Source organism: Cupriavidus sp. CuC1 (assembly GCF_044627735.1).
In the GTDB taxonomy this organism is placed as follows: Bacteria; Pseudomonadota; Gammaproteobacteria; order Burkholderiales; family Burkholderiaceae; genus Cupriavidus; species Cupriavidus ulmosensis.
Genome location: NZ_JBIUHC010000136.1, coordinates 1 through 26,814, shown reverse-complemented (window position 1 = coordinate 26,814; position 26,814 = coordinate 1). Strand labels below are relative to the sequence as shown.

At 68.0% G+C, this 26,814-nt stretch carries 18 protein-coding genes; 13 read left to right on the top strand and 5 right to left on the bottom strand.

Annotation, left to right across the window (positions count from 1 at the left end):
- The first annotated feature begins 238 nt into the window (after positions 1–238).
- A complete protein-coding gene (locus ACGLHR_RS39120) occupies positions 239–1,813 on the top strand; it encodes a tetratricopeptide repeat protein (protein WP_400100889.1) in 1,575 nt (524 codons plus the stop codon).
- On the top strand, positions 1,761–3,494 hold the full coding sequence (locus tag ACGLHR_RS39115) for a hypothetical protein (RefSeq protein WP_400100893.1): 1,734 nt from the start codon (positions 1,761–1,763) through the stop codon (positions 3,492–3,494). The genes ACGLHR_RS39120 and ACGLHR_RS39115 overlap by 53 nt, the downstream gene beginning before the upstream one ends.
- Before the next feature lie 19 nt (positions 3,495–3,513).
- Here the strand turns inward: ACGLHR_RS39115 and ACGLHR_RS39110 are convergent, their stop codons facing one another.
- The 4 genes from ACGLHR_RS39110 to ACGLHR_RS39095 all read right to left on the bottom strand — a co-directional run bounded on the left by ACGLHR_RS39110 (position 3,514) and on the right by ACGLHR_RS39095 (position 6,641).
- Positions 3,514–3,714 carry a hypothetical protein gene (locus tag ACGLHR_RS39110; RefSeq protein ID WP_318235771.1) on the bottom strand — a complete coding sequence of 67 codons (201 nt, stop codon included), beginning with the start codon at positions 3,712–3,714 and terminating at the stop codon, positions 3,514–3,516.
- 198 nt (positions 3,715–3,912) lie between these two features.
- Positions 3,913–4,830: a cysteine synthase A gene (gene cysK / locus ACGLHR_RS39105; RefSeq protein ID WP_400100887.1), complete on the bottom strand. Its 918-nt coding sequence runs from the start codon at positions 4,828–4,830 to the stop codon at positions 3,913–3,915.
- A 126-nt stretch (positions 4,831–4,956) separates the two neighbouring features.
- Positions 4,957–6,174: a diguanylate cyclase gene (locus ACGLHR_RS39100; protein ID WP_400100885.1), complete on the bottom strand. Its 1,218-nt coding sequence runs from the start codon at positions 6,172–6,174 to the stop codon at positions 4,957–4,959.
- A complete protein-coding gene (locus ACGLHR_RS39095; RefSeq protein WP_400100883.1) occupies positions 6,147–6,641 on the bottom strand; it encodes a hypothetical protein in 495 nt (164 codons plus the stop codon). The genes ACGLHR_RS39100 and ACGLHR_RS39095 overlap by 28 nt, the downstream gene beginning before the upstream one ends.
- A 407-nt stretch (positions 6,642–7,048) precedes the next feature.
- Here ACGLHR_RS39095 and ACGLHR_RS39090 point away from each other — a divergent pair, with 407 nt between their 5' ends.
- The 10 genes from ACGLHR_RS39090 to ACGLHR_RS39045 all read left to right on the top strand — a co-directional run bounded on the left by ACGLHR_RS39090 (position 7,049) and on the right by ACGLHR_RS39045 (position 25,215).
- The gene (locus ACGLHR_RS39090; protein WP_400100881.1) at positions 7,049–9,967 is read left to right on the top strand and encodes a bifunctional glycoside hydrolase 114/ polysaccharide deacetylase family protein; all 2,919 of its coding nucleotides are present in this window, start codon (positions 7,049–7,051) and stop codon (positions 9,965–9,967) included.
- Positions 9,930–14,096 carry a tetratricopeptide repeat protein gene (locus tag ACGLHR_RS39085; RefSeq protein WP_400100880.1) on the top strand — a complete coding sequence of 1,389 codons (4,167 nt, stop codon included), beginning with the start codon at positions 9,930–9,932 and terminating at the stop codon, positions 14,094–14,096. Before ACGLHR_RS39090 ends, ACGLHR_RS39085 begins: the two co-directional genes overlap by 38 nt.
- A gap of 59 nt (positions 14,097–14,155) precedes the next feature.
- Entirely contained in the window at positions 14,156–14,713 is a 558-nt protein-coding gene (locus ACGLHR_RS39080) for a penicillin-binding protein activator LpoB (RefSeq protein WP_318235767.1), read from the top strand.
- Positions 14,714–14,726: 13 nt separating this feature from the next.
- Entirely contained in the window at positions 14,727–16,172 is a 1,446-nt protein-coding gene (locus ACGLHR_RS39075) for a PelD GGDEF domain-containing protein (protein WP_400100878.1), read from the top strand.
- The gene (locus ACGLHR_RS39070) at positions 16,165–17,151 is read left to right on the top strand and encodes a tetratricopeptide repeat protein (RefSeq protein ID WP_400100877.1); all 987 of its coding nucleotides are present in this window, start codon (positions 16,165–16,167) and stop codon (positions 17,149–17,151) included. The genes ACGLHR_RS39075 and ACGLHR_RS39070 overlap by 8 nt, the downstream gene beginning before the upstream one ends.
- On the top strand, positions 17,148–18,749 hold the full coding sequence (gene pelF, locus ACGLHR_RS39065; protein WP_400100875.1) for a GT4 family glycosyltransferase PelF: 1,602 nt from the start codon (positions 17,148–17,150) through the stop codon (positions 18,747–18,749). The genes ACGLHR_RS39070 and pelF overlap by 4 nt, the downstream gene beginning before the upstream one ends.
- A 1-nt stretch (position 18,750) precedes the next feature.
- Positions 18,751–20,121, top strand: a complete 1,371-nt coding sequence (gene pelG, locus ACGLHR_RS39060; protein ID WP_318235763.1) for an exopolysaccharide Pel transporter PelG — start codon at positions 18,751–18,753, stop codon at positions 20,119–20,121.
- A gap of 202 nt (positions 20,122–20,323) precedes the next feature.
- Entirely contained in the window at positions 20,324–21,079 is a 756-nt protein-coding gene (locus ACGLHR_RS39055; protein ID WP_400100873.1) for a response regulator transcription factor, read from the top strand.
- Between the two features lie 4 nt (positions 21,080–21,083).
- A complete protein-coding gene (locus ACGLHR_RS39050) occupies positions 21,084–22,817 on the top strand; it encodes a FecR domain-containing protein (RefSeq protein ID WP_400100871.1) in 1,734 nt (577 codons plus the stop codon).
- A 52-nt stretch (positions 22,818–22,869) separates the two neighbouring features.
- Positions 22,870–25,215 carry a CHASE2 domain-containing protein gene (locus ACGLHR_RS39045; RefSeq protein WP_400100891.1) on the top strand — a complete coding sequence of 782 codons (2,346 nt, stop codon included), beginning with the start codon at positions 22,870–22,872 and terminating at the stop codon, positions 25,213–25,215.
- A 13-nt stretch (positions 25,216–25,228) separates the two neighbouring features.
- Here the strand turns inward: ACGLHR_RS39045 and ACGLHR_RS39040 are convergent, their stop codons facing one another.
- Positions 25,229–25,441: a hypothetical protein gene (locus tag ACGLHR_RS39040; protein WP_400100869.1), complete on the bottom strand. Its 213-nt coding sequence runs from the start codon at positions 25,439–25,441 to the stop codon at positions 25,229–25,231.
- A gap of 228 nt (positions 25,442–25,669) precedes the next feature.
- Between ACGLHR_RS39040 and ACGLHR_RS39035 the strand changes: the two genes are divergently transcribed.
- On the top strand, positions 25,670–26,647 hold the full coding sequence (locus ACGLHR_RS39035) for a helix-turn-helix domain-containing protein (RefSeq protein ID WP_400100867.1): 978 nt from the start codon (positions 25,670–25,672) through the stop codon (positions 26,645–26,647).
- Positions 26,648–26,814 lie beyond the last annotated feature (167 nt).

Here is a 26,814-nt window from a genome sequence, read left to right as displayed (position 1 = left end):
CAAGCATTTTTCGATTTCTTGAATCCGTTTCCAACCCGCTCGTTGAGCGGGCCTGAATGTCTAAAGTTGAGTAAAGAGATTGAGAATCGGCGATTGCCATAACATCGGCCGAATCCGCACGGCAGCACACGCATTGCCAGCCAGCAAACGCATCGATCACCCTGTACGGCGGCTTCCCTCTCTCATTCCCCGGGCCGGGCACCTGGCCTCGCTCAACCTGCAGGAGGCATGCACCGCCATGGCGTCTCGCCCATTCCTCGCCGCCATGCAGCGGGCCCGATGCGGCGACGTTGCCGCGCAGATCTCGCTTGGCAAGGCCTATCTGCACGGGCATGACGGTGCCGCCGCGAACCAGCACAGCGCCCTGTTCTGGCTGGCACGTGCCGCGCACGGCGGGGCGTCCTCGGTGCGGCAGATGATCTGGGAAGGCATTGCGCTGGAGGTGGCGCGCCGTTCGACGCAAGCCGACCTGGTGCTGGCCTGCTACGCGCAAGGCGGCGCGGCCGGCTCGCTCGTGGCGCGCTGGCGCTATGCGCAATGGGCGCTCGCCCCGGATGCCAGGCCGCAGGCCGATCGCGCGCTGGCGGTGGCATGGCTGCGCGAACTCGCCGATGGCGGCCACGCCGATGCGGCTTTCCGGCTGCTGCTCTGGCTGCGCGCGCAGCCCGCCGGGCTGACGAATGCCGACGAACTGGCGCGGCTGGCGCGATTGGCCGCTGGCCGGCCAGCCGCGTCCATCCATGCCTGCGCGGCGGATCCCGAACCAACCGATTCATCCGGGCTGCTTGAGCAAGCCGACGCACTGCTCAACCATGCCGAGCGGCATCCGGACGTGATCCGGCGCGGCCGCGAATTGCTTGAGCGCGCGGCGCGCGCCGGTTTGGCCGAGGCGCAATTCCGGCTTGGGCTCTGGCATGGCCAGCTGGATCGCCAGGCTCGCGCGCTGGACGCCGCGAGCCGCGTGGGCAAGCCCAGCCATACCGGGGCGCAGCGCTGGTTGTCGTGCGCCGCCGCGCAAGGCCATGCCGGGGCATGCTTTGCGCTGGCCTGCCTCTATCGCAACCGCCATTTCACTCGCTATGACGTGCGCCTTGCGGACGAGGCGCTGGGCAGGGCAGCAGCGCTGGGGCACGCCGAGGCCCAGTACCAGCTCGGACGGCGCCTGTGGCGCAAGCGCGGCGCCGATCTGGCCAGCCGGCTGGAGGCCAGCGCGTGGCTATGGCTGAGCGGGCGCAATGGCGTGGCGGCGGCCGCCGAGTTACTGCGCACGCTGATCGAGCCTGCCCGCCCCGCCGCGCAGCGCCAGTGGGACCGGCCCGCGCGCCACGTCATGCGCGCGCCCCTGAGCGGTGCCTTGCGGCTCATGGGCATGCGCGTGCGGCTGGCGCAGGCGTTCGGGCTGGAGCGCAACGAGATGCTCTGGCTCGATCCGCTGCGGGCCCGGCACGGCCACTGCCTTGCGGTCGACGTGGCGGCGGCCTCCCCGCGCACCCGGCCGCGCCTGGTCTTGCTGGAGACCGCCCTGCAACAGCGCGTGCTGGCCGAAGCCTGCCTATTGTTCAGGGACGCGGAGCACGCCGTTGCGGAAGGCAGCGAGAGCGAACGCCGTTGCCGCCTGGACGAGCTGCTGGAATGCGCGAGGCCCGCGCCCGGGGGGGCGCCTTGCAAGACGGCCGGAGGGGTGCGCACGGGCAATCGGGAGCCTGCCTATAATGCTGGATCCGACACCCAGCCCGCCGCGCGCGGCGCCAACGCCAGCCATGACGATCCTGCTCGATACCTCCATTGCGTGCACACTGGATACCCTGATTGAGCGCGTTGCGGCGATGCCCGGCGTACGCGTGCAAGCCTGGGTGTTCGAAGACGTCGCAACGCGTCGCGCGGCCGAGCGGCGGCTTGCCGCCGCTGGCGTGCAGGCGGCGATCCACAGCGCTTACAAGCCGCTGCTGCACTTCTTCCTCGATGCGTTGGCGCTGGAACACGATGGCGGCCGCCTCGCCGCCGCGGGCGAAATCTCCGTGCGCCTGCCCGCGGCAACAACGGCGGGGCAGTCGCAGCGCTTCCGGCTGGAAGCCTATCCGCTCGCCGGCATGCTGCCGCAAGGCAGCCTTCGCCTGAGCGAAGGAGACGACGAAGGCCACTATGTCGTCGAGCTGGACGGCATTGTCCATCGCGTATTCGTGCCGCTCGCGGCCTCGGGCGCGCCGTGCGGGTGGCTACGCCTGTGGCGCGATGGCGCCGTGCTGGAGGACGGCCCGCTCGCCACCGAGTACGAACTGGCATTCGCCGCGGCCATGGATGCGATCCGCGGCCATGCCTGGGGCCGGCAGGGACCGTATTTCGATGTGCTGCGCATCGCCATCGACACGGGCGGCATCGAGCGCCGGCTGTCCTACCAGGACGAATGCATCAGTACGCGCGAGGCCCTGCACGAGGACTTGTATTTCTCCATTTTGGAGTTTTTCCAGGATCGCGCCGGCTTGCCGCGCGGCGATCGCACCTTGCAGCCCGGCCAGATCGTGCCAGACGTGCGCCACGCGGATGGCGCCACGCGGGTGCGGGTGGAATTGCTGCCGCACCCTCGCGTCGCGGCTGCGACGCCGGCCGGCGTGGCTGCGGCCCCTTTGTCATCGAGTGCGCTTGCCGGGCTCGCGCAGCCCCTGACGCCGGAGGAGGCGGCCGTCGAGATGCATGCCCTGGGCGGCAAGCGCTTCAGGGTGCTTTCCACGCAGGGGCGCGTGGTCCACGGCACCTACATCGAAGGCTCGCTGCCCGGGCTGGTGATTTCCGGCGGTCAGCATGCCAACGAAACGTCCGGCGTAGTGGGGGCGCTGCGCGCTGCGCAGGCGCTCAAGGAGCGTGCGCAGGCGCACTTTGCCCTGATCGCCTTGGAGAACCCGGACGGCGCGGCCTTGCATGTGCAGTTGCGCGAGGACAATCCGCGCCATATGTCGCATGCCGCGCGCTACACCGCATTGGGCGACGACCTGGAGGCACGCACGGCGCCGCCCTTCATGGAGAAAGCGGCCCGGCTGGAAGCCATCGAGCGCACCGGCGCCGGGTTGCACATGAGCCTGCACGGATACCCCGCCCACGAATGGACGCGGCCGCTCACCGGCTACGTGCCGCCGGGCTTCGAGACCTGGACCATTCCCAAGGGCTTTTTCCTGATCCTGCGCCACCACGCCGGGCGCGATGGCATGGCTTTCATGCAGGCGCTGACCGCGCAACTGGCGGCTTCGCCGGAACTGGCCGCGTTCAATGCCCGCCAGCTGGCGACCTGGGGCAGCCACGCCGGTGAGGTGCCGTTTCCGGTGCTAAACGGCATTCCCTGCATGATCTTCGAAGATTCCCGGTCAACCGTGCCGTTCACGCTGGTCACCGAATTCCCGGACCAGACGGTGTATGGCGACGCGTTCCGCCTGGCGCACACCACCCAGATGCGGGCGGTGCTGGCGGCGGCGGAGCTGTATTGGGCGGGTTTGCTGGATTGAGGGGGCGCGCTGCGCGCCTTCAGTGGATCGTTCGTGTCACCTTGGCGTGCGGCACCTTTGCCGCCGCCGTGCTTTCGGGCGTTGCGCCTTCGTCCTGCTCGATCATGGTGGCCGCGAGGCTGAGCGCAGCCTGCATCTCTTCGTGCGACAGGCCGGACGATAGCGCAAGCCGCACCGCCAGGGACGCCAGTCGGGCGACTTCATAACTCGGGATGGTCATCTCAGCTCCTTCTCCTTGTGTCAAAGCTTGTGTATCAACGCCGTAGCAAGCCCTGCCGCGCGGGGCGGACGGGCCGCGGGCGCGTCATATCGGCAAATTCGGCGACCCGCGCTTGCCCGCGCTTGCCGCCCGTCAATCTCCAGTATGGTTCACCGCGCGCCCCGCTGCCCGAAGAGAATCCAGCAATGCTGCGTGTCCTCAGGCGGGCAGGAAGCCTTCCACGGTGAGATAGCGCTCGCCGGTGTCGTAGTTGAAGCCCAGCACGGTGGCGCCGGCCGGCAGGTCCGGCAGCTTCCGCGCGATCGCGGCCAGGGTGGCGCCCGACGAAATGCCCACCAGCATGCCCTCCTCGCGCGCGGCGCGGCGCGCCATTTCGCGTGCCGGTTCGGCGTCGACCTGGATCACGCCATCGAGCAGGGCGGTATCCAGGTTGCGGGGGATGAAGCCGGCGCCAATGCCCTGGATCGGGTGCGGCGCGGGCGCACCGCCGGAAATGACCGGCGAGGCCACGGGCTCGACGGCATAGACCTTCAGCGCGGGCCACTTTTGCTTGAGCACGCGGGCGCAGCCGGTGATATGCCCGCCCGTGCCCACGCCGGTGATCAGCGCGTCGATGCCCTGCGGGAAGTCCGCCAGGATTTCCAGCGCGGTGGTGTTGACGTGGGCGTCGATATTGGCGGGATTCTCGAACTGCTGCGGCATCCAGGCGCCCGGCGTGGCCGCCACCAGTTCCTCGGCGCGAGCAATGGCGCCCTTCATGCCCATCTCGCGCGGGGTCAGGTCGAAACTGGCGCCGTAGGCCAGCATCAGGCGGCGGCGCTCCACCGACATGCTGTCCGGCATCACCAGCACCAGCTTGTAGCCCTTGACCGCCGCCACCATGGCCAGGCCGATCCCGGTATTGCCCGAGGTGGGCTCGATGATGGTGCCACCCGGCTTGAGCACGCCGGATTGCTCGGCTGCCTCGACCATCGACAGCGCGATACGGTCCTTGATGGAGCCTCCCGGGTTGGCGCGCTCGGACTTGATCCAGACCTGATGGCTATCGCCAAAGAGCCGCTGAACACGGATATGGGGTGTGTTGCCAATGGTTTGCAGGATGTTGTCGGCCTTCATTTAGGATCTCCAGGAATGGTTTCGAACCGGACTTGCAAACGGGTCCGGACAGGCATGCGTTGGAGGATTCTAACGGGCGGCGCATCGACAATGCGATTTCCCCGTCATATTGGCGAGCGCCGGCGCTTAGTGGCAGGCCTCGGCGCGCGCGCTCAGGCAGAGCGCATGCGCCGGCAGCGCTTCCAGTTCGGAGGCGAGCACGACCCGGCCCCGGCCACGCCGCTTGGCTTCATACAAGGCGCGGTCCGCGCTGCCAAACAGCTTGTCCCAGCTTGCCGACCCACCCTCCTCGCGCTCGCGGATCTGCGCCACGCCGATACTGGCGCTGGCGAACCCGCCAAGCTCGTGGGGCAATGCGATGGCGCGGATGCCACGCAGGATGCGGTTGGCCAGCAGGATGGCATCGGCTTCGGTGGTATGGGGGCAAAGCACGCAGAACTCCTCACCGCCGTAGCGGCCCGCGAGGTCCGCGCCGCGGTGCGTTTCCTTCAGGACGCGGCCGATCTGCTGCAGGATGCGGTCGCCGGCGCGGTGGCCGCTGCTGTCGTTGATGCGCTTGAACCGATCGATGTCGATCACCAGGCAGCTCAGCGGATGGCCGTGGCGGTTGAATTCGGCGGCCAGCACCTTCGCCGCGCCATCCATGGCGCCGCGGTTCAGCAGCCCCGTCAATGCATCGAGGCGTGCCTGCTTCTCCTGCTCGGCCAGCAGGGCTTCCATGGTCATCAGCGTGAAGCCCGCCAGGCCGGCGAGGATCGCCACAAAGGCGGGCAGCAGGCGCAGCTGGAGCAAGGCATCGGCACTCAGGGCCGGCACCGGGGCGCCGGCTTCCAGCACCGCATACAGGCCGCAGCATTGCGCCAGCAGTTGCAGGCCGCACGCGGCCAGCACCAGCGGACGGCTGTGGCGGGTCAGCGCAAGCGGGCGCCGCAGCAGGCAGGCCAGGGTGAAGCCGGCGGTGATGGCGGCCACCACGTAGCCGGTGACTTCGGCCAGGCGGCTGCCGCTGCCCAGCGCGGCGGCGGCCAGCACGGCAGAGATGGCAAGCACGCCGGCAGTGAGCGGCGCGGGTGCCGAAGGGCGGTCACCGGTCAGCGATATGCCGCGATGGATCAGCAACTGGGCGGCCACGCCCAGGGCAGGCGCCACCAGCAGGAACCAGGCTGGCCCACCGAGCGCGTCGATCACCAACAGGCCAGCCGCGCAGGCCAGCACCTGGCCGGCGCCCCAAGCGCGGCCCACGGCGCTTTGGCGCAAAGCCAGCATCAGGGCCGCGAGGATGATTTGCGTGGCGGTGAACAGGACAAGCAGTGCCATCACGGCAGTGCCCGCATCTGACTGCATGAGATCCCCATCGAGTTCGGCGCAGCATCGCTGCGCAGGAGTTTGCCTTCGAAGGTGGGTTCGCGCGCGTATTGCGTATTGCGTGGAGCCCGTGCGTGAGCCAGCTCGTGGCCTGCGACATTCCCGAATGCGGCGTATGGCCGGAGCTTGTCCGGTCCATTCGTGCCGAGGTGAAGATGTTTTTTTGTTTGAAAAAATTCTACACAGCGCAGCGCTGGAATTGCCCCGTAACCGCCATGCGTGACAATTGTTGACATTGGGTCCGAGGCGCGTGATCTACTATTCATTTTGCGGCGCTGGTCGCCGCGGACCGTTGTATTCCGGCCCTGGCCATCGCGCGATTCCTTGTTTTCGTACCCTCGGGTCGCAACAGCGTCGAGTTTGCGCCACGCGCTGTGATACTTTGTCGATGAAGAAAACGACAAAAATGTAGAAAGTACCGAGACAACAATCAGCTTGCCCGGCACTGAAACACCTGGCGCGGCCAGGTGCGGCGGGTTCCATCAGCGGGCCTTCGCGCGATCGAAACCCGGGAATTGGTGCTAGCCAGGCATTGTGACACCGGCATGCATTTGCACTAGTGCATATTCCCTAGTCCTAAATGCCTATATGCACGATTGCCCACATGCCTCAGAATTCTCGCTCATAGTGCTTAGATATGCACTTTGAGCTTGGCCTGCGGGGGACTGCCTGACATGTCGGGTAGCGCAGGAAGACGTGGATGGGAACAGCCATACCCGGAATGCATCGCATGGCGGCACCAAGCGCGACCAGCGTGTTGGCGGCAAGCACAAGCGAGCTCTTCCGGGGCGGGATATAAAAATATCAAGAAAATAGGGGTCAACAAGTGAGTTTGTTGCGATTGGACGGCGTCATGCGCCGCGTGGCAGGCCTGCGTCAAGCAAGCCCGGGCACGCCGATGATGAGAGCCTGGCTTGGCGCACTGCTGGCCGTGTTTGCAGCCTGGCTGTGTCCGGCGCAGGCGCAGGCACAGACACTGGCTACCGCAGGCTCTCGCACCCCGAACATTGCCTTCCACTACGGCAGCAAGCCGCCGGTGGACTCCCTGCAGGCGTTCGATATCGCCGTGGTCGAGCCCGATAGCGGCTTCGATCCGCACACCGCCGCCACGCCCAATACGCAATGGTTTTCCTACGTCAGCATTGGCGAGGTCGCACCGTCGCGTTCCTACCTGAAAGATATTCCCAAGGCCTGGCTGATCGGCAATAACGATGCCTGGGGCGCCCGCTTGGTCGACCAGGCGGCCGAGGGCTGGCCCGCCTTCTACGTGGATAAGGTCATCGCCCCGCTGTGGCAGCGCGGCTTTCGTGGCTTCTTCCTCGACACGCTCGATTCCTACCAGCTCAAAGCCAAGACGGACGCCGAGCGCGCCCGCCAGGAGGCTGGCATGGTGGCTGTGATCCGTGCCATCAAGGCGCGCTATCCAGAGGCCAAGCTGATCTTCAACCGTGGTTTCGAGATCCTGCCGCAGGTCAACCAGATGGCCTACGCGGTTGCGTTCGAATCGCTGTACCGCGGCTGGGACCAGGGCGGCAAGCGCTACACCGAAGTGAGCGAGGCCGATCGCAACTGGCTGCTCGGCCAGGCCCGCACGATCCGCGAGCAGTACCGCCTGCCGGTCATCTCGATCGATTACTGCCCGCCCGCCGAGCGCAAGTGCGCGCGCGACACCGCCGCGCGGATCCGTGCGCTGGACATCATCCCTTACGTCGCCGACCCCGGCCTGCAGACGGTTGGCATCGGCAACATCGAGGTCATGCCGCGCCGGGTGCTGGTGGTGCAGGACCGCGAGCCGGGCGTGTCGATCGACGACTCCGCCGGCGTGCGCTTCGTCTCCATGCCGCTGAACTACCTGGGCTATCGCGTGGACTTTGCCGAAGCCAGCCAGCCGCTGCCAGAGATCGGCCCGGACCGCTACGCCGGCGTGGTGATCTGGATGGCTGGCAACGTGCGCGACCAGCCCGGGCGTTTCTTCAGCTGGGTGCAGCGCAATATCGACCAGGGCGTGCCGGTGGTGTTCCTGAACGATTTCGGCGCGCGCATGAACGGAGCGCTGGCATCGAGCCTGCAGCTCAATTCGGTCAAGGGCAAGGTCGGCGTCAAGGCGGACGTGGTGTCGAAGGACCCGATGATGGGCTTCGAGATGCCGGTGGCGCCGGACCGCACGCAGGCAGCGCCGGTACAGGTGGGCGATGGCCCGGGCTTTCGCTCCCTGCTGCGCCTGCACTCGGGCACGCTGACCTACGACGCGGCCGCGATCACCCCCTGGGGCGGCTACGTGCTTGGGCCCTACGCGGTGCGGCAAAGCGCCAACGACCAGGACCGCTGGGTGGTGCAGCCGCTGTCCTTCCTGCGCGAGGCGCTGCGCCTGCCGACCATGCCGGTGCCGGACGTCACCACCGAAAACGGACGCCGCCTGCTGACCGTGCACGTGGACGGCGACGGCTTTGCCTCGCGTGCCGAGATTCCCGGCGGCGGCTTTTCCGGTGAAGTCTTGTTCCGCGAGATCTGGGACCGCTATCGCCTGCCGATGACGATGTCGATCATCCAGGGCGAGGTGGCCAGCGACGGCATGTATCCCAAGCTGACCGCGCAGCTCGAGCCGATCGCCCGCAGGATCTTTGCGCAGCCCTATGTCGAGGTGGCGAGCCACACCTTCTCGCATCCCTTCGAGTGGAGCCGCACGGTGCCCGGCGGCTCGCACTCGGAGAATGCCACCGAAGGCGACGACGATTTCCACCTGGCGATTCCCGGCTACACGATGGACCTCAAGCGCGAGATCGGCGGCTCGATCGACTATATCAACCGTACCCTGGCGCCCCCTGGCAAGCCGGTCAGCATGCTGCTGTGGTCAGGGGACTGCCAGCCGCCCGCCGAAGCCATCAAGCTGACCGACCAGGCCGGCGTGCTCAACATGAACGGCGGCGATACGCTGATCACGCGCAGCAACCCGACCTGGACCGCGATCTCGCCGATCGGCGTGAACAAGGCCGACGGTACCTTCCAGATCTTCGCGCCCAACCAGAACGAGAACGTCTACACGAATCTCTGGCATGGCCCCTACTACGGCTTCGAGCGCGTGATCGAGACCTTTGAGCTGACCGACCGGCCGTATCGCTTCAAGTCGGTCAACATCTACTATCACAACTACTCCGGCACCAAGGCTGCCTCGCTCAAGGCGCTGCGCAAGGTCTATGACTACGTGCTGAGCCAGCCGCTGATGCCGGTGCATGCCACCGACTACGTGCGCAAGGTGATCGATTGGCAAGGCATGGCGGTGGCGCGCGAGCTGGGCGGCGACGCCGGGCAGCCGGCCTCCTGGATCGTGCGCGGCGACGCCAACCTGCGCAATGTGCGCTGGACGGGCGCGGACGTGCCCGACGTGGCCGGCTCGCAACGCGTCACCGGCACCTCGCCGGCGCCCGGCGGTGGCGTCTACGTGCACCTGGCCGATGGCGCCTCGCGCATCGTGATGCGTGCGCCGAACGCACCGAACGCCGCGGCTCCTGCCGGCCCCGAGATCGCCGAGGCCAGCGGCTTCGTGCGCAACTGGCAGCGCACCGGACAGGGCAGCGCACAGCGCATCCGTTTTGACTTCAGCGGCTACTTCAAGCCATTTTTCCGCCTCGCAGGCGCGGACCGTTGCCGGATTGCCATCGATGGCAAGCCCGTGCAGGGCGTGCAGGAGCGCGGCACGCTGCGTTTCGATACCACCCCCGTTCCCAATCCCAACAATGCCAAGCAAAGCGTCGAAATCACCTGCGCCGCCTGAGCGCGAGCGGCTCCTGCCGCCAGCGTTCGTGCTGACCTTCACCGCCATGGTGGGGATCGGCCTGGCGCTGATGTTCCCGCGCGAAACCTTGCGCGAACGCCTGCTGGGCGAAGGCCGGGCAGTGGACGGCCTCAGCATGGCCTACCTGGAAGCCTGGTGGCGGGCCACGCCCGACGACAGCGGCTTCATGGCGGTGCTGGCCGAGCAATACGCGCGCACGGGCCGGCTGGATGAGGCCGAAGCCATGCTGTCCCGGCTGGAGGCGCGTTATGCGGCCAGTTCTGCGGCCAGTTCCGCGGCCAGCCGGCAAGGGCCGGTGCGCAACACCAACGCCAATGCCGCCGACGCCGATCTGCCTAACCAGATCCTGCGTACCCGCATCGAGATCACGCAGCAGCGCGCGTTTGCCGCGCTGCCGGACACCCCGGAGCGCAAGCAGTACGTCGAGAAGCTCGGCGGGATGCTCGACCAGGCCGCGGCCATGAAGTGGGGCCGCGCCGACCTGGAAGAGCTGGCCACCACCGCGCGCTCGATCAACGCGCTCAAGCCGGCACAGGCGTTCTACCGTGCGCTGGCCAAGAGCGACCCTGCTCGCGCGGAGCTCTGGAATGCACAGGCTGCGTCAGCGGCGCTCGCAGGCGGCGACTACCAGCAGGCGGCCGACGCGCTGTTTGCCGCGCAGTCCCGCGCCACCGATCCGGCCGAGCAGCGCCGCCTCTACCTGGCCGCGCTCAAGACGCTGCAGTCCGGCAACGAGCTCGACAAGGCGCTGGCCCAGGCCGAGCAGCACGGCGGCAAGCTGCTGGAGAGCGCGGAAGTCCTGCGTTACCTGACCAAGCTGGCGCTGGCCGCCAACCGCCCCGAGCAGGCCGCGCGCTATGTGCAGCGGCTGCTGCGCCTGCCGCCGAGCCTGCAGCCCGCGCCCGAGGGCGCATCGCTGCAACGGGCCGAAGTGCGCCGCGTAGCGGCCACCCAGCCATGGGCCGCGCAGGGCGTGATCTTCCTTGACGGCCCGCGTGGCCTGGCCTTGCGCCGCGCCATGGGCGACGCCGCGATGCCGCACCTGCGCCGCGTGGCGGATACTGCTGGCGCCGGTACGCCCGCTGCCGCGGCCTCCGGCGCCCCGACCGCGGCCGAGCGCGCCTTCAATGCCGACGATTACGAGCTCGCGTTCCAGGTATTCCTGGCCGCCGGCAAGCTCGACGACGCTCAGCGCGTCGCCGAGACCGCGGTGCGGCGCCAGCCCGGCGCGGCGCGCTGGCGCGAACGCCTGGCCCAGGTCGCTGAGTGGAATCGCCAGCCCACGGTAGCGCTCAAGAGCTGGCTCGAATATGCCCAGGCCAGCAATGACGAGACCGCCTGGAAGGCCGTGCTGCGCCTGGCTCCCGGCTTGAACGACGACCGTGCCTACCTGGCCGCGCTGCGCCACCGCGCCGGCACCGGCGATCTCGCCACCGTCGACCAGGTGGTCGCCACCTACGAACGGATGGGCGAGCCCGAGGAAGGCCTGGCCTTCCTGCAAAGCCTGAGCCGCGGCCCGAACGCGCGCCCGGTCATGGAGCGCCAGGCGGAGCTGGCCGAGCGCGCCGGCAAGGATGCCCGCGCCTTCGAGCTCTACACCGAATTGCAGCAGCGCTTTGGCCCGCGCCCGCAGTACGCGCTCAAGCAGGCCAATCTGCTCTATGTGCGCGGCAAGCTGGCCGAGGCCTTGCAGGCCATGGTGCCGTCCATGCGCACCGCGCGCTCCACCGACATCGAGTTCTGGCGCACCCTGACCGAGCTGGCGCGCCTGAACCAGCGCGGCGACCTGCTCGAGCAAGGCTACCGGCAACTGATGCTGGCCATGGCCGAGACGCATGACGACCACTGCATGGCCATGCCTCCCGGCGCCGGCCGCAATGACTGCCTGGCCGAAGTGCGCGATACCGAGGAATCGGATTTCTCGAACCTGATGGACTTCTACGACAGCTCGCCCATCGACGCCGGGCGCATTGCCGAGGCCAGCTGGCGCAAGGGCGGCAAGCTCGTGTCGCTCGAGCTCGCCATCAATTACTACACCCGCGCGCGTGCTTACGGCCGCGTTGCCACGTTTCTGCAGGGCATGACCCCTGCCCAGTTGAAGCAGGCCGAGCAGTCCAGCCGCTTCCTGGCCATGCGTGCCGAATACCAGCGCGCCCGTGGCGAGCGCGAGCTGGCGCTCGCCGACCTGCGCCGCGCTGCCACGCTGCCCGACGCCGGCAGCGAGACGCAGGCCGCGCTGATGTGGGCCTTGGTCGATCTCGGCTCGGATACCGAAGTGCGCGCCATGATGCTGCGCCTGAAGGGCGAGGCCGAGGGCAACCCCGACCTGTGGGGCGCCTTTGCCGCCGGCAGCATGCGCTTCCAGGACGGCCGCACCGCGCTGCATTACCTGCGCAAGATGGCCGACGGCAAGAACGCCGATCCGCTCTGGCTGGGCCTGGCCGCCGATGCCTACGATGCCATCGGCCAGACCAGCACCGGCTGGCGCCTGCGCCGCCAGGCCTGGGTCGACCTGCACAAGGACCCGCCCGCGGCCGGGCGCCGCGCCTCGGATCCCCGCAGCATGGATCCGGCCGCGGAAGAAGAAGACCCGCAGGGCGGCCCCGCCCCGGCCGAGCTGCGCCGCCAGACCGTGGCGCTCGGGCAGATCTTTGCCTCGGGCGATGTGTCGCGGCGCCTGGTGATCGAGATGCTGCGCGGCGACCGCACCGTGATGGCCGGCAGCAATGCCGCCAACTGGACCGGTCCCGCCAATCCGGCCTCGCGGCTGGGTGAGATCCCCGGACTGCCGCCGCTCGATCCGAAGACGACGCCTGGTGTGGTGCAGCGCGAAGTGCGCCAGCAGGCCGTGGTTTCCTCCGCCGCCAAGGAAGTGGCGCTGGCCTGGGCCCTGTCGAATGAATCCAACGAACTGGCGCGTGCCTGGCTGGCGCGTCAATATGCCCGCCAGTTGCTGCGCCCGGCTTATGCCGAGATCACGCTGGCGCTGGCCAACCAGGACCTGGCTGCGCTCGACCGCGTGCTGGAGCGCCAGGCCGGCCGCATTCCGGTGGACAACCAGATCGAAGCCAACGTGCAGCTTGACCGGCTCGGCGCCGCGCAGACGCTGGCGTTTGAGACGCAGGAGACCATCCGCACCGACGACAGTCTGCAGGAAACCCTGCAGGACACGCTGCTGTTCAATGCGCAAGCCATCGAGCCGCGCGTGACGTACCAGCGCCAGAGCCCGCTGAGCTATTTCGACTACAGCCTGGCTGGCGGCGTGCGCCTGTGGGATGGCTACGACCTCAACCTGCGCGGCGCCTGGCGCACCCAGCACAGCGTGGACCAGACCCAGCTGACCGGCGTGCCCTCAATCGACAAGCGTGGCGAGCTGTCGCTCGGCTACCGCGACCAGCACCTGCGCTGGCGCCTCGGCGTGGGCCGGCGCGACGGCCTGGATAGCGTGACCACCGCGCGCTTCACCGGCGAGTGGCGCGAGAGCAGCCGGTTGAGTTTCACCACGCTGGCCGGCATCAACCAGAGCGCCGACGAATCGGCGGCGCTGCGGGTCGGCGGCGTCAAGGATGTGCTCGGCCTGGGCGCGACCTACAACTTCAGCCTGCGCGAATTCGCCGGCGCTCGCATCGAGTACGACCGCTTCCGCGGCCAGGACGGCTCGCAGCTGGGCCATGGCCTGGTGTATGACCTGGAGCTTGGCTACCGCATCCGTACCGCTTACCCGGACTACACGGTGCGCCTGGTCGGCACCCATGCTACCTACAACGCGCGCGGCGGCACGCTCAGCAGCAAGCTCGCCACGCTGGTGCCCGCTGACGATGAAGCCACGCCGGGGTTCTACATGCCCCAGGGCTTTACGCAGGCTGGCGTGACCTTCGGCTTCGGCACCGAGCTGATCGACGACTACACGCACAAGTGGCGGCCGTTTGCCGAAATCGGCCTGCTGCACGACACCCGCGCCGCGCAGAACTTCCGGGCGCAACTGGGCGTGGCCGGCAAGGTGTTCGGCAACGACCACCTGTCCATGTATGTGCAGCACGAAACCGCGGCGCGCAATGGCGGCACGCCGCTGACCGAAGTGGGTATTCGATACAGATGGCTTTTTTAATCCGGGCGGGCACGCGAGCGTGCCGGTTCACTGTATGCAATCGAGAAGGGGAGAGAGTCATGGAAAAAACTAGCACGAAGCAGAACCGCGCAGCACGACTGCTGGGCTGGTGCGGTGCGCTGGGCGCAGCGCTGTGGCTGGCCGGATGCGCGGTGACCGATATTGGTCGCGCACCCGCGCTGCCGGCCGGCGAGTCGGTGGCGATACTGCCGATCGTCAACTACACCGAGACGCCGCAAGCAGGCCTGCGCGCCGAGGCCATCGCGGAAAGCCTGCTGAAGACCGGCGGCATCGCCAACGTCAAGCGCTACCCGGCCAACCTGAACCCGGAAACGCTGTTCGAGCCGGCGGAGCGCGAGTCGGTGGGCAAGGCGCTTGAGTGGGCGCGTACCCAGAAGATGCGCTATGCCCTCACCGGCGCGGTGCAGGAATGGCGCTACAAGGTCGGTGTGGATGGCGAGCCGGCCGTGGGCATCTCGCTGCAACTGCTGGACGTGAGCACGGGCGAAGCCGTCTGGTCCGCCACCGGCAGCGACAGTGGCTGGAGCCGTGAGTCGCTGTCGGGTACCGCGCAAAAGCTGCTGCGCCGCCTGCTGGCGCCGCTGCGCCAGGGTTGAACCGCAGGAGAGCGTGATCGTGGCCAATACAGCCGACAAGATACGGGAAGGACAGGGCATTGGCGCGGGCGGCCGCTATTTGCGGTTGCTCGCGCCCGCCACGAGCGGACCGGTCTCTGCGGTCGAGCTGGTGGTGACGATGGCCCTGGCGATGGGGGTGGGATACCTGCTCCTGCCCAACAACCCCCTGCTGCTGGACCTGGGCTTTCCCTGGGCATGGCTGCTGCCGGTCATCCTGGCGCTGCGCTACGGCACGCTGATTGGCGTGGGCAGCGTGCTGATGATGCTGGGCGGCTGGTTCTTTTTTCACCAGATCGGTGCGCAGCCGGGTGAGTTCCCGCGCCTGTTCTTCCTGGGCGGGCTGCTCACGGTGCTGGTTGCCGGACAGTTCGGCGATGTCTGGGGCACGCGGCTGGCGCGCGCGCGCGCCGTCAACCGCTACCTGGAAGAGCGCCTCGCGGCGCTGACCAAGAACCACTACCTGCTGCGCGTGTCCCATGCGCGACTGGAGAACGACCTGCTGGCCAAGCCCACCACGCTGCGCGACACGCTGTCGCAAATGCGTGCGGTGACGCTGGAAGATGCCGTACCGGGTGGCGTACTGGTTGGCGCGCGCCCCATGCTGCAGGTGGTGGCGCAGGCGTGCCAGCTCGAAGCGGCCGCGCTCTACGCGGTCGATGGCGCGACCCTATCCGCCACAGCCTCGGCGCAGATCGGCCCGGCATTCGAGTTCGACCCCGAAGATGTGCTGGTGCGCCACTGCCTGGAGACGCGCCAGCTGGCGCACCTGCAGGCCGGCGGGCTGTCGCGCCAGTCGCCGGACCATCCGCAGACCCGCTATGTGGCGGTGGCGCCGGTGCTGTCCGGGGCCGACAAGCTGGTGGGCCTGCTGGTGGTCGAGCGCATGCCGTTCCTGTCGCTCAGCTACGAGAACCTGCAGTTGCTGATGGTGCTGATGGGCTACTACGCCGATGGCGTCGAGCATGCCGTGTCCACGCGTGCCATCGAGGCCGCGATTCCCGGCTGCCCGTACGACTTCGCGCTGGACTACGCCCGCCTGTCCCGCCTGCGCCGCGACAGCGGCATCGACAGCACGATCGTGGCGCTGGTGTTCGATCTCGACGAATCGCGCGATGCGCTGTTCGACCAGGTCATCCGCAGCCGCCGCGCACTCGACGTGGCCTGGCCGCTGACCAGCGCGCACCAGCGTGCTCTGCTCACCTTGATGCCGCTGTCGGGCAACGAGGCGGCCTCGGCCTACCTGGTGCGGATCGAAGACATGCTGCGGGCCCAGTTCGGCACCGATTTCGAAGCGGCGCGCATCGGCGTGCATACGCTGGCCGTGCCTGCCAACGCGCCGGTGCAGCCGCTGATCCGGTTGCTGCATCGTTGCCATGTGGATGTTCAACCGGCGCCGGTACCGGTACCGGTGGCACTAGGCGAGGTTGCCCGTGGGTAAGCTCGGCATCGGCGGCATCGCCGCGCAAATCGCTGCCCTGGCGCTACTGGCGCGCGCCGGTACCAGCACCCCGTTGCTGCTGAGCTTCCTGCTGGCGCAGGGGATTGCCGCGGCGATGATCGCGATGGTGCTGTGGCGCCTGCTGCCCCGGCGCTTGCGCGTGCCGTTCGCGTGGAGCTATGGCTACCTGTTCGCGTTCTGTTTCCTGGTGCCGATGGCCGGCGCCCTCGTCTGCGTTGGCAGCCTGCTGATCGCGCGCTTCTTCCCGGGGCGTCGCCCCACGGCCGGCATCGGCCTGGTCGGGCTGCCGGTGTTCGTCACGCACCTGATCTCGCGCGTCACCCATGGTGGCGGCGCGCGCTTGCGCGCCCAGCTTGGCAACACGCGTGCGCCGTTGCCCGAGCGCATGACCGCGCTGGTGGCCATGCAGTCGATGCCGGCGCGCACCTCCAGCCCGGTGCTGCGCGACCTGCTGGCCGACAGTGCCGACGATGTGCGTCTGCTGGCCTACGGCATGCTGGACGGCGCGGAGAAACAACTGACGCAGCAGATCCTTGCCGAGCTGCCGCGCCTGGAAGCCGCGCAGGACGACCGCGAGCGCGGCGAGATCGACAAGCGCCTGGCCGACCTGTACTGGGAACTGATCTACCAGAACCTGGTGCAAGGCGACGTCTATCGCTACACGGCGGACCAGGTGGAGCGCCATGCGCGCGCCGCGCTGGAGGTCGACCCCGCCCAGGCCGGCCTGTGGTACATGCGCGGCCGCCTGGCCCTGACCCGCGACGAGCCCGCGCAAGCGCGCGAGTGGCTGGAGCGGGCCGAGCTGCTTGGCTTTGCGCGCGAGCGCACGCTGCCGCTGCTGGCCGAAGCCGCCTATCTGGAGCGCGACTACGCCGCCGTGCGCGCCATCTTGCTGTCATTCGACAGCCCATCGCCGCTGCCACTGGTACGGCCGCTGCTGCGTTACTGGCAATCATGAGCGATATCCCTTTGCCCCGGGCCGACTCGGCCGATGTGGCCCTGCTGCTGGAGGGCACCTTTCCGTATGTGAGCGGCGGGGTGTCGAGCTGGGTCAACCAGATGATCCGGGCGTTTCCGGACGTCCGCTTCGCCATCGTCTTCATCGGCAGCCGCCGCGAAGACTATGGCGACATGGTCTACGCGCTGCCCGACAACGTCGTGCACCTGGAAACGCATTTCCTCTACGATTTTCCCCCGCCTCCGTTGGTGCAGGGCAGCGATGGCGACCCCGTCACCTTCGCCGCCTCGGCGCAGTTGCACGAGGTGCTGCGCCAGCCCGGCCGCGAGCGGGAAGCCGGCGAGCTGATCCGCGAGCTGATGCCCGAGCTCACCGATGGCGGCAGCCTGTCGGAAGACGCATTCCTGTACAGCCGCCATGCGTGGCGGACCATCACCGAGCAGTACCGCCAGTACTGCACGGACCCGTCCTTCACGGATTACTTCTGGACCGTGCGCATCATGCACAAGCCCTTGTGGCAGCTTGCGCGCATTGCCGAAGGGCTGATCCCGGCCAAGGTCTACCACACGGTGTCCACCGGCTATGCCGGCTTCCTGGGCGCGATGCTGCACTACCGCACGGGACGCCCCTTGCTGGTGTCCGAGCACGGCATCTACACCAAGGAACGCAAGATCGACTTGTTCCAGAGCCAGTGGATCCGCGACAACCGCAACGTGTTCGAGCGCGACATCTCGCAGATCAGCTATTTCCGCGAGCTGTGGGTGCGCTTCTTTGAAACGCTGGGCCGCGTCTGCTACGACGCCGGCGACACCATCGTCGCGCTCTACGAAGGCAACCGCCTGCGCCAGGTTACGGACGGCGCCCGCGCTGAGCGGACCCGCAATATTCCCAACGGCATCAACCTGCCGCGGCTGGCCGCGCTGCGCGCGCAGCGCGCCCCGGGCGTGCCGCCGGTGCTGTGCCTGATCGGTCGTGTGGTGCCGATCAAGGACATCAAGACCTTTGTCCGCGCCATGCTCACCGTGGTGCGGCAATACCCCGATGCCCAAGGCTGGATCGCCGGCCCGGAAGACGAGGATCCGGATTACGCGCGGGAATGCCGCAGCCTGGCCGAAAGCCTGGGCCTCGCCGACAAGGTCAAGTTCCTGGGCTTCCAGCGCATCGATGAACTGCTGCCCAAGGTGGGCGTGCTGGTGCTCAGCTCCATCAGCGAGGCATTGCCGCTGGTAGTGCTGGAAGGCTTTGCCGCCGGCGTGCCGTGCGTGACCACCGACGTCGGCTCATGCCGGCAACTGATCTTCGGCCTGCCCGGCGAGGATGCGGCGCTGGGCGCCGCAGGCGACGTGGTGCGCATTGCCGACCCGGCCGCGCTGGCCGAGAAGGCCATCGGCCTGCTGGGTTCCCCGGACGCATGGCATGCCGCGCAGCAAGCCGGCATCCGGCGCGTGGAGCGCTATTACACGCAGGAGATGATGGTGGGTAGCTACCGCGAGCTGTACACGCACCTGATGGCGCAGCCGAATGCGCAGCCGTCCGCTGGCGGATCCCCCGCCAAGGCGGCCCAGGCCGCGGGCTGCCCCATGAAGGGAGGTCGCTGAGATGGCGGGGATTGGTTTTGAACTTCGCAAGATGCTGCGGCGGGACAGCCTGTCGGGCATGCTCGGCGCGTACGCCTATGCCGGCATCATCAGCTCCGGGCCGTGGGTCCTGTCGATCGTCGGCATCTTGCTGATCGGTGTGCTCAGCCTGCCGTTTGTGGTGCCGGGCAGCCTGGTGACACAGTTCCAGGTGTCGGTGACCTACTTGATTGCGGTCAGCCTGATCCTGACCGGGCCGTTGCAGCTGGCCTTCACCCGCTTTACCTCGGACCGCCTGTTCGAGAAGCGCGATGACTTGGTGCTGTCGAACTACCATGCGGTGGCCCTGCTGGTCACGGCGCTGTCGGGCGCCATCGGCATCGGCTGCGCGCTGTTCGCCTTCCCGGCGCAGTCGGTGCTGTACCGGTTGCTGATGACCGCGGGCTTCGTGGTCATGAGCAATATCTGGATCGCGGTGATTTTCCTGACGGGCATGAAGCAGTACAAGGCCATCGTCTGGACCTTCCTGCTGGGCTATACGCTGACGGTGGTGGCGGCGCTGGCGCTGCGCAACCATGGCCTGGAGGGCCTGCTGCTGGGGTTTGTCGCCGGCCAGCTGTGCTTGCTGACGGCCATGGTGGTGCTGATCTACCGCAACTACACCAGCCAGCGCTTCATGTCGTTCGAGGTGTTCCAGCGGCGTTATGCCTATCCGAGCCTGATGTTGATCGGGCTGCTGTACAACCTCGGCATCTGGCTCGACAAGTTCATGTTCTGGTACTCGCCGTCCACGGGGCAGCAAGTCATCGGGCCACTGCACGCGTCGATCATCTATGACATCCCGGTATTCCTGGCCTACCTGGCAATCATCCCGGGCATGGCGGTGTTCCTGGTGCGCATCGAGACCGACTTCGTCGAGTACTACGACGCCTTCTACAACGCGGTGCGCGGCGGCAGCTCGCTCGAGCATATCGAGGATATGCGCAACACCATGGTGCAGACGATCCGCCTGGGGCTGTACGAAATCGTTAAGGTGCAGGCCATTGCGGCGCTGGTGCTGTTTGTCACGGGCAAGTGGGTGCTGGCGGCGCTCGGCATTTCGGAGCTCTACCTGCCGCTGCTGTATGTGGACGTGATCGGGGCCAGCCTGCAGGTGGTGTTGCTCGGGGTGCTCAATATCTACTTCTACCTCGACCGCCGGCGTGAAGTGCTGCTGCTCAGCGGGTTGTTCGTGATTCTCAACCTGGCCTTCACTGCCGTGACGCTGCAACTGGGACCGGCCTGGTATGGCTACGGCTTCGCGGCATCGCTGCTGATCGTGGTGGCCCTGGCGATCTACCTGCTCGACCGCAAGCTGGACCGCCTCGAGTACGAAACCTACATGCTGCAGTAAAGGCGCGCGCGCCGGCTTTTGCGCCGGCGCGCTGCAACACCCTCCCGCGCCATCCTTGGCGTGGCGACGCCTGATTCTGTACCATTCCCCTTTACGTACTTGGCGCCCGGCCTGCCCGGGTTGTTGCGCATTTGCCCCTGCGGTGGTGCAGCAAGCGCGTGGTGGCATCTGGAAGAGTAGACGTGGCAAGCAAGAGGTAAGTATGAGAATAGCTTCGGTGGAAGACGACAAGAGCCAGTCCGAGCTGATCCAGCAGATCCTGGTCTCGGCTGGCCACGAGTGCGAGTGCTTCGCCAGTGGCAGCACGTTCCTGCGGGCGCTGCGCGAGCAAACGTTTGACCTGCTGGTGGTGGACTGGCAGCTGCCCGATACCAGCGGCCTTGAGGTAGTGACCTGGGTGCGCCAGAACTCCGGTCGCAATCCCCCCATCCTGTTCCTGACCAGCCGCTCGCTGGAAGAGGACATTGTCGGGGGGTTGGGCGCGGGCGCCGACGACTACATGATCAAGCCGATCCGCCGCGCCGAGCTGGTGGCGCGCGTGTCCGCGTTGCTGCGCCGCACGTATCCGCAGGCGCAGCAGGACAGCGCCATGATCCGGGTGGGCAACTACTGTGTCGATCCGCAGGCACGCACCGTGACCTTCGGCGAGAGCCGGGCGGATATGTCGCCGCGCGAGTTCGACCTGGCGTTGTTCCTGTTCCGCAACCTGGGGCGCCTGGTGTCGCGCGAGGTGGTGGAGCAAGCCGTGTGGGGCCGTGCCATCGGTGCCGGCTCGCGCACGCTCGATACCCATATCTCGCGGCTGCGGATCAAGCTGGCGTTGCGGCCCGAGAACGGCGTGCGGCTGACTTCCGTGTATTCGCACGGCTACCGCTTCGAGGCCGCGGGCGATGGGGATAAGCAGGATTTGCGGGATTTGCAGGATCCGCAGGATTCGCAGCACAAGCAGGAAGACTGAGCTTATGAAGCGGTTCGACAAGGCAGCAGGCAGCAAGGCCGGCATTGCAGCGCGCTCGCGTGTGGCATGCTCGATGGGCGCGATGGGTGTGGCCGGTACGATCGGCATGGCAGGATTGATTGGCGTGTTTGTCGCCGGGTGGTCAGCCAACGCCGCCGCGCAGCCTGCGGGCGCCGAGGGCGCCAACTTTATCTACCAGGTGCGCCCGGGCGACACGCTGATTGGCCTGGCGGACCGCTTCATGGTCAATCCCGCTGGCTGGCGCGAGCTGCAGGTCTTGAACAAGGTGGCCAACCCTTACCGCCTGCCGCCCGGCATGCGCCTGCGCATCCCGCTGGCACGCATCCCGGTGACTGACGGAGCGGCCCGCGTGGTCTTCGTGACGGGGCCGGCGAGCGCCGATGGCCGCGCGCTGCAGGCCGGCATGGAGCTGCGCGAGGGCGCCCGCATTGAAACCGGCGCGTCCGGCACCGTCACCCTGGAACTGGGCGACGGCTCGCGCGTTGCGTTGCCGCCGGCGACAGCGATCGAAGTCAAGCGGCTGCGCGCTTTCTCCCGCACCGGCCTGACCGATGCCGTGATCGGCATCGGCCAGGGCGAGGTGGAATCCCGCGTGGCGCCGCGCGGCACCGGCGTGGGGCGTTTCGAGATCCGTACCCCATCGCTGGTGACCGGCGTGCGCGGCACGCGCTTTCGCGTGGGCACCGAGGACGGCGCCAGCCAGAGCGCCGTGCTCGAAGGCCAGGTGCAGGCCCGTTCAAGCCGCGGCCAGCAAGCAGTAGTGGGTGCTGGCTACGGCGTCAGTGTATCGGTCGCAGGCGCCCTGGCGCGGCCCGCCGCGCTGCTGCCGGCGCCGGCGCTGGCGCCGCTGCCCCAGCCGCTGCTGGCAAGCCATGCCACCGTGAGCTGGACGCCGGTTGCACAGGCCGCCAGCTACCGCGTGGTGGTCTCGCGCGATGCGGCCCAGACCGAGCTGCTGTCGTCGCAGGCCGTGGAGGGCACGCAGGCCGCGCTGCAAGACCTGCCCGAGGGCGAGCTGTACTTGGGCGTGAGCGCGCTCGATGCCCGGCGCCTTGGCGGCGCGGGCGCGGTGATGCCGTTCGTGGTGCGCCTGAATCCGCCCGCGCCCTTTACGCTGGCGCCCGAGCGCGATGGCACCGCGTACGGCGAGACGGCGATGTTTACCTGGGCCGAAGTCGCCAGCGCGGCGCAATACGAATTCGAAGTGGCGCCCAACGCGGATTTCACGCAAGGCGCCATGCAGGCGCGCGGCACGGCGCCCTCGGCTAGCCAGGCGCTTGCGCCTGGCCGCTGGTGGTGGCGTGTGCGCTCGGTCGACGCCGGTGGCCAGCCCGGCCCCTGGAGCGAGCCGGTGGCGTTCGCGCTGGAGCCGTCGCCGCCGCAGCCGCGCCTGGAAGACGATGGCGGCGACACCCTGCGGATCGCATGGCCGGCCGCCGGCGGGGCCAGCGCTAATGGCGCGGCGCAAGCCTACCGCGTGCAAATGGCATCCGACGCCGCCTTTACGCAGATCGTGGCGGACGTCAGCACCGAGACCAATGAGGCCCGCCTGCCGCGGCCTGGCAGCGGCGCGTATTTTGTACGGGTGGCTCGCCAAAGCCCGGATCGCCAGCCGCACTTCTCCGCGCCCCAGCGCATCGAGGTGGTGCAGTACGTACGCGACGCGCAAGGCCAGCCCGTCAGCGCCGGCGGACGCTTGCTCAATCGTGCCAACTAGCCTGGCGCAACTCGCCGCGCGCGCGCGCGCACTGGGCCGCGTGCCCGCACGCATGATGGCTGGCTACCAGCGCCGTACGCTGGTCGAATGGGGCATGTTGACGAGCGCCATGCTGGCGCTGGTGGCAGCGTGCGCCGTGCTGGGCTGGAGCGAACGCGCCGACAAGGCCGTCTACGACCTGTCGGTCGCGGCCCAGCATCACGCGGCCAGCGACGAGATTGTGATCGTCGCCATCGACGACCCCAGCATATCGGCCATTGGCCGCTGGCCCTGGCGCCGCCGGGTGCTGGCCGACCTGATCGAGCGCATCGCCGCCGACGCGCCACGCGTGATCGGGGTCGACGTGATTCTCTCCGAGCCCGACGCCTTGCATCCCGAGGACGACCGCGCGCTGGCAGGCAGCATGGCGCGCGCCGGCAACGTCGTGCTGCCCGCGCTGGCAGAAGCGGGGCAGGGCGGCTTGCTGGTGCGCTATCCGCTGACGGGCCTGGGCAGCGAGGTGGGGCACATCAATATCGCGGTGGACCTCGACGGCATTGCCCGCCAGGTGTACCTGCAGGAAGGGCTGCCGGGCCGCCAGCTGAGCCACTTCTCGGCCGCGATGGTCGGCTTCGGCAAGCCGCCGCGGCCGGTCTCCGCCTACCGGCACGACGGCAGCGCAGATGATCGCGGCGCCGATGGCTGGACCCGCGACTACCGGCTGCGCATTCCGTTTGCCGGGCCGCCGGGGACGTTCCGGCAGGTCTCGGTGCTCGATGTGCTGGGCGGCACGTTGCCACGCGGCTTCTTCCGCGCAAAGTCCGTGCTGGTAGGCGCCACGGCGAGCGGGCTGGGCGACGTGTTCCCCACGCCGGTATCGCGCAACGGTTACGGCATGAGCGGCGTGGAGATCATCGCCAACACCATGCAGACGCTGCAGAGCGACGCGGCGATAGTGACCTTGCCTGCGCCCTGGTTCTGGCTCTGCACCTTGCTGCCCGTGCTGCTGGCGAGCCTGGCCTCGCTGATGCTGACGCCGCGCAACGCGCTGCTGGTCACCGTGGTGCTGCTGGCCGGCACGCTGGCCGCCAGCTTGCTGCTGGTAGTGCTCGGCCACCTCTGGTTCGCGCCGGCCAGCGCCGTGCTGGGTTGCAGCCTGCTCTACCCGCTGTGGAGCTGGCGGCGCCAGGAAGCGGCGCTGCAGTTCCTCACCGACGAGCTCGCGCAGCTCGAGCAGGAGCCCGGCCTGCTGGCCATGCCCGCCGGCGAGGGCGAATCGGGCCGCAACCTCGATACCCGCATGCGTGCGGTCTACCGCATGACCACGCGCCTGCGCGACTTGCGGCAATTCCTGGCGGACGGGCTCGAAGGCCTGCCCGAAGCCACCGTGATCTGCGATCCCGGCGGCCGCGTGCTGCTGGCCAATCGGCGCGGCCTGCTGCTGGCGCCGCGCACGCTCGGGCCCCTGGCCGACATGAACGCACCGCGCCCCGGCATTCGCGAGCTGATCAACGAGGTATTCGTCCAGCCCAAGGCCGGGCTGGAATATTGGGACCAGCTGCGCAGCGTCTATGCCGAAGGCGATGCCGACGCCGCGCACCCGGTGCAGGCCCCGCCCGGGGTGGAGCTCGAAGCGCGCGACGAACACCCGATGCTGCTGCGCGGCGCGCCCCTGCGCAGTGACACCGGCGGCGTAGCCGGCCTGATCGTCAGCGTCATCGATATCACGCAGGTACGCATGGCCGAGCGGCGCCGCGAGGAGTCCCTGCGCTTTATCTCGCACGACATGCGGTCCCCGCAGTCCTCCATCCTTGCCCTGATCGACCTGCAAAACGAGCCCGGCCGGGCGCTGCCGGAGGCCGCCCTGCTGGCCCGCATCGGCGAGCACGCCAACCGCACACTGGAACTCGCGGACGACTTTATCCGGCTGGCCCGTGCCGAAGCGCCGCACCTTGACTTCATCAAGGTCGACCTGGCCGGCGTGGTGCTGGACGCCACCGACGAGCTATGGGCGCTGGCCAACGCTGCCCGGATCGCACTGAAGGTAGAGGTGGCGGTGGAAGACGAGCAGTCGCAGATCCTGGCCGAGCCGGTGCTGCTGATGCGGGCCATTGCGAACCTGGTGAGCAATGCGATCAAGTTCAGCCCGCCGCAAACCACGGTGACGGTGCGCCTGTATCGCGTGGCGCAGGGGCTGGCGATCGATGTGGCGGACCAGGGCCGGGGCATCGCCGCGCAAGACCAGGGCCGCCTGTTCCAGCCCTTTGCGCGCCTGCACGACACCGAGCAGGATGCCCCCGCGGGCAGCGGGCTGGGGCTGGTGTTCGTCAAGACCGTGGTGGAGCGCCACGGCGGAGAGATCAAGGTGACCAGCGCCGCGGGCGCCGGTGCCACCTTCACTATCTTCTTGCCCTGCTGATCCTCGCTGGCATTCAGCGCGATGCGCGCGTGGCCGCTGGTTGTTCAGCCTGGCCTGCGGTGGTGGCGGTGGCCGTGGCGCGGCTATCCATCTGGCGGACCTTGCGCGCCGCGCGCTGCTCGTTGTCGTCCTGCAGTGTCACGCACAGCACGGTGATGAGCGCGAACGCCACCATGCAAAGCGCGAGGTAGCCCAGCAACCTATACCGTTCGGATCGCGATCCCATATCTAATCCAGCCATGAATAGCGCAGCATTCTAGGGCGAGGCCGCGGCGGTAACTGTCAACAAATGCAAGGACGTTCACTTGGGTCCGCCGGACCTGCTGCGCCGCGCATCGACGGTTGCCGGGCCTGGCGATACAATCATCGCGCAGTGCCTGCACAAGAGCCCTCCGCGCCCGGGCCAAGCCAACCCGCCGCCGATGGTATTAAACGCCCCAACAGGCTGCCACCGATGCACAGCAACACCGAGCCTCTCGACACAGGCGCCAGCGGGCGCCCGGTACGCCACCTGATTGCCACCGAGGCCGCCATGGCGGCAGCGGGCCTGGACGGCTGGCAGCAGCGCTACCAGCAACTCACGCCAGGGCATTTTCTTGCGCAAGTGCAGCAGGCTACCTTTGGCGACGTCCACGTTTTCCGCGAACGCACCAACCAGGCGTTGCTGGAGGAAGGCGAGGCACGGCGCGGCTATCTTTCCATCGGCTTGCCTCACCGCGAGTGTGCCGATGGCTGGTTCTCCGGCTACCGCATGAGCGGCGACACCGTGCTGCGCGCCGGCAACGGCCAGCCGCTGGCCATGCGCACCCCGCCATCGCTGGACCTGCTAGGCGTGACGTTGCCGCTGCCTGCGCTGCAACGCGTGCTGGAGCGCGAGGGCGTTCCGGAGCTGATCACGCGCTTGCAGCCGGCCACCGAGGTGCGGCGCGCCGCGTCCGAGGATTTCCGGGCGGCGATGCTCGCGGTGCTGGCTGCCGCTGCGGTGCAGAGCGATGTGTTTAGCCAGCGGTTTGTCGAAAGCGCGATGCGCGATGCGTTGCTGATGGCGGTGGTGTCCACGTTGATGCACGACATTGGCGATGCCCTGCTGCCCACGCCGCCTGCGCGAAGGCGGCTGGTGGCGCGGGCGTATGAGATGGTGCGCGCCGCGCCCGAGGCGCCCTGGAGTGTTTTGGCTCTGTGTGAACAGCTTGGGGTTTCACGCAGGACGCTGCAATACAGCTTTAATGAAATTACCGGGTTGGCACCATTGGAGTTTGTTCGGGCTTTGCGGATGAACGGAGTCAGGCGGGAATTAGGGGCGCGGCAGGTGCAGGAGCCGGTGGGGGTGGTGGCGGCGCGGTGGGGGTTTAATCATTTGCCGCGGTTTGCGGCGCAGTATCGTGGTTTTTTTGGGGAGTTGCCGTCGGAGACTGTGGGGAGAGGGGGGTGATTGCAACTGCAATTGAGCTGATTGCAACTGCGACTGCAAATTCAGCTTCAACTGCTTAACTGCAAGGTCAAAGGCCTGAAGTCAAAGGCCTAAAGTCAAAGGCAGTTTCACCTCCCCTGCGGGGAGGCGACCTACTTTCTTGTCTCGCCAAGAAAGTAGGCAAAGAA